Below are 2,897 nucleotides of genomic sequence, written 5' to 3' on the forward strand. Positions count from 1 at the left end.
GCTGGCGCTGGGTGAAGCCGACATTGAGCAGCGTGCGCTCGCTCAGATCGATGTCGAGCGTGCCGAACAGCGTCTGGTTGCTGCGCTTGGCATGGTCGCGGAATTCCTTGCCGTCGGCGGCCGCGGCCACCAGACGGCCACGGATGCTGCCGCTTTCGTTGAGCGCCCCACCCAGGTCCACATCGGCGCGGTAGTTGTCCCAGCGGCCTGCGCCCGCGCCGACGCTGGCCTTGAACTCGTGCGCAGGGCGCTTGCGGATCATGTTGACCGTGGCGCCGTAATAGCCGTCACCGTTCATCAGGCCCGACGAGCCCTTGAGTACTTCGATGCGGTCCATCTCCACCATGTCGTCCATGGTGTAGAGCATCTGCGTGTTCGCATACCAGCCGCTGGCCATCTGGCGCAGGCCATCGACCTGCAGGTTGACGGCGTTGCCGCGCACCATGATGTTGTTGCCGTCGCCCTGGCGATCGATGGTCACGCCCGGCGTCTGCTCCATCACATCGGTCAGCGTCTCGAGCTTGAAATCATCCATGCGCTGGCGCGTCATCACGCTGACCGACTGCGGCGTCTCGCGCAGCGTCAGGGCCAGGCCGGTAGCGCTGCGCGTCGGGCCGGTCTGTGTGTAGCTGCCCGTGCCTTCTGTCGTGCCGTCACTTTGTGCCTGGGCCTTGACCGTGACCATGTCCAGCTGGGCCGCCTCGCGCCCGCCGGCATCGCCAGACGTGGCCGCCGCCGAACTCCTGCGCACCACATACCCTCCGCCTGCGCCCGGCGCGGTCTCCAGCCCATGGCCCGAAAGAACCGCGTTCAAGGCCTGCGGCACGCTGTAGCTGCCCGTCAGCCCCGGGCTGGTCTTGCCGGCTGTGAGCGCGCCGTCGAACGACAGCCAGATGCCGGCGCTGGTCGCGAGCCGGTTGAGCACCTGGTCCAGCGTGCCGGCCGGAATGTCATAGCGCACGCTGGCTGCGGCGCGCGTGGGCGCGGCGCCATCCTGTGCCCAGGCGGGTGCGAAGGCGATGCTGAGGCAGGCCAGCAGCGCCGCGTGGTGCAGCGGTTTCATGCGCAGTGAATGGCCTGCAGCCGAGCGCTTGTCATTTCCCATGGTCATCCGACTTTCCCTCTCATTGTTGAAGCGGTGGAGGCGCGCAGAACGCGGTCCTTACCTGTTTCCCGAACGAGATGAAAAAAGTGCTACGGCCAATGCAAAAAAAGCTTCAGCCCGCGGGCCGGACCGTGACCCACCAGCGCGTGGCGGTCGTGATCTGCAGCGGCAGGGCCTGGGCCAGGATGCGCAGCGCATGGTCGGTGTCGTCCAGCGGATAGACGCCCGAGACGATGAGATCGCGCACGGCCGGATCGCTACGCAGCACGCCGCTGCGGTAGCGGCCCAACTCCGCGAGAAAGTCTTCCAGCCGCATGCGCTCGGCGACCAGCACGCCCCGGCGCCAGGCGGTGGCATTTGCCGTCAGCGGCCCGATGGCTTGCACGCCGGCCTGGCTGAATCGCGCCTGCTGGCCCGCATCGACGCGCTGCCTTGCGGCCATGCCGCCGGTCGCCGGGCTGATCTCCACCGCGCCTTGCTCCACGCCCACCTCAATCCAGTCGTCGGTCTGGCGCACGCCAAAGCGCGTGCCCAGCGCGCGCACCGTGCCTTGCGCGGTCTGCACCATGAACGGCCGCGCGCTGGCATCGGCTGCCGTGCTGATGAAGATCTCGCCAGCCAGCAGCCTTACCTGGCGTTGTCGCGGCCCGTAATGCACATCGATGGCGCTGGCGCTGCCCAGCACGATGCGCGTGCCGTCGGGCAGAACGATCTCGCGGCGCTCGCCGCGTGCGCTGCTGTGGTCGGCGAGCATGCGCTGCCATGGCGAGGTTTCGCGCCCGGCATACGCGGCCAGGCCGCCGCCGGCGAGCAGGCCCGCGATGCCCAGCAGCGCGCGGCGGCGCTGCGGCGTGGCGCGGGCGCGCAAGGCCTGCGCTGCGGCCGGGCGGGCGAGCGACTGCAGCTGTGCGTCGGTGCGCTGCACCTGCGCCCAGGCCTGGGCATGCGCGGGCGCTGCGTCAAGCCATTGCGCAAAGCCGTCGCGCTCCTGCTGCGTGACTTCGCCCGACCAGAACGTGACCTGCCATTCCAGCGCCTGATGCAGGGCCGCGGCGCTGCTCATGCGGCCTCCGGGCTCAGCGCCGCATGGCAGGCAAGCGCGGCGCGCAGCATGTATTTGCGCACCGCGCCCACCGAGATATCCAACTGGGCAGCGATGGCCGAGTAGGTCAGTCCATCGAGCTGCGACAGCATGAATGTCTCGCGCACCTTGGCCGGCAGACCGCCCAGCACCGCATCGAGCAGCAGCAGGGCCTCGAGTGCGAGGGCCCGCTCCTCGGGCGAAGGCGCCAGCGTTTCCGGCAGATGGGCCAGTGCTTCGAGATACGCGGCCTCGAGCACGCGGCGGCGGTGCAGATCGATCACCAGGCCCTTGGCGATCTGCGTCAGGTGCGCGCGCGACTGCGCGGCGTCGGGCATGCGCCCCGACACGAGAATCCGCACGAATGTGTCCTGCGCGAGATCGGCGGCGTCGAAGGCATTGCCCAGCCGGCGGCGCAGCCAGCCCTGAAGCCAGCCATGGTTGTTGCCGTAAAGGGTCTGAAGGTCTTGTGATGTGTCGCCTGCCGACATGGAAAAAGCCGTCTGTCGCAGACGATTGTTAATGAGAACTGTTCTCATGTTAACAAAACTTGTGCGTCGCCGGTTCCAAGCCGTTGGCGTTTTCATGGATACGGATGCGGCTACGATCGGTTCTCCGTATTTCCTCTCCCTGAAAGAACCCCATGCAATTTGCCCTTGTTGCACAAGACTTCAAAGATGACGGCGCACTGGAGCGGCGCCTGGCCTGCCG

3 protein-coding genes are annotated in these 2,897 nt (G+C 67.7%); all 3 read right to left on the reverse strand.

Going from position 1 to position 2,897, the window contains the following annotated elements; translation table 11 throughout:
* Nucleotides 1-1,111 (reverse strand): TonB-dependent siderophore receptor (locus RR928_RS12460; protein WP_332682718.1); only part of this gene is annotated, 1,111 nt, incomplete at its 3' end.
* 106 nt (nucleotides 1,112-1,217) lie between these two features.
* Nucleotides 1,218-2,168 (reverse strand): FecR domain-containing protein, encoded by a 951-nt coding sequence (locus RR928_RS12465; RefSeq protein ID WP_332682720.1) that lies wholly within the window; start codon nucleotides 2,166-2,168, stop codon nucleotides 1,218-1,220.
* Nucleotides 2,165-2,677 (reverse strand): sigma-70 family RNA polymerase sigma factor, encoded by a 513-nt coding sequence (locus tag RR928_RS12470; protein WP_332540145.1) that lies wholly within the window; start codon nucleotides 2,675-2,677, stop codon nucleotides 2,165-2,167. The genes RR928_RS12465 and RR928_RS12470 overlap by 4 nt, the downstream gene beginning before the upstream one ends.
* Nucleotides 2,678-2,897: the final 220 nt, after the last annotated feature.

Origin of the sequence: Comamonas sp., assembly GCF_036666375.1 — a bacterium.
GTDB lineage: Bacteria > Pseudomonadota > Gammaproteobacteria > Burkholderiales > Burkholderiaceae_C > Comamonas.

What these genes read in the sequence shown, in the direction of transcription:
- RR928_RS12465 (WP_332682720.1), bottom strand. Translation starts at nt 2,168, where the DNA reads ATGAGCAGCGCCGCGGCCCTGCATCAGGCGCTGGAATGGCAGGTCACG.
- RR928_RS12470 (WP_332540145.1), bottom strand. Translation starts at nt 2,677, where the DNA reads ATGTCGGCAGGCGACACATCACAAGACCTTCAGACCCTTTACGGCAAC.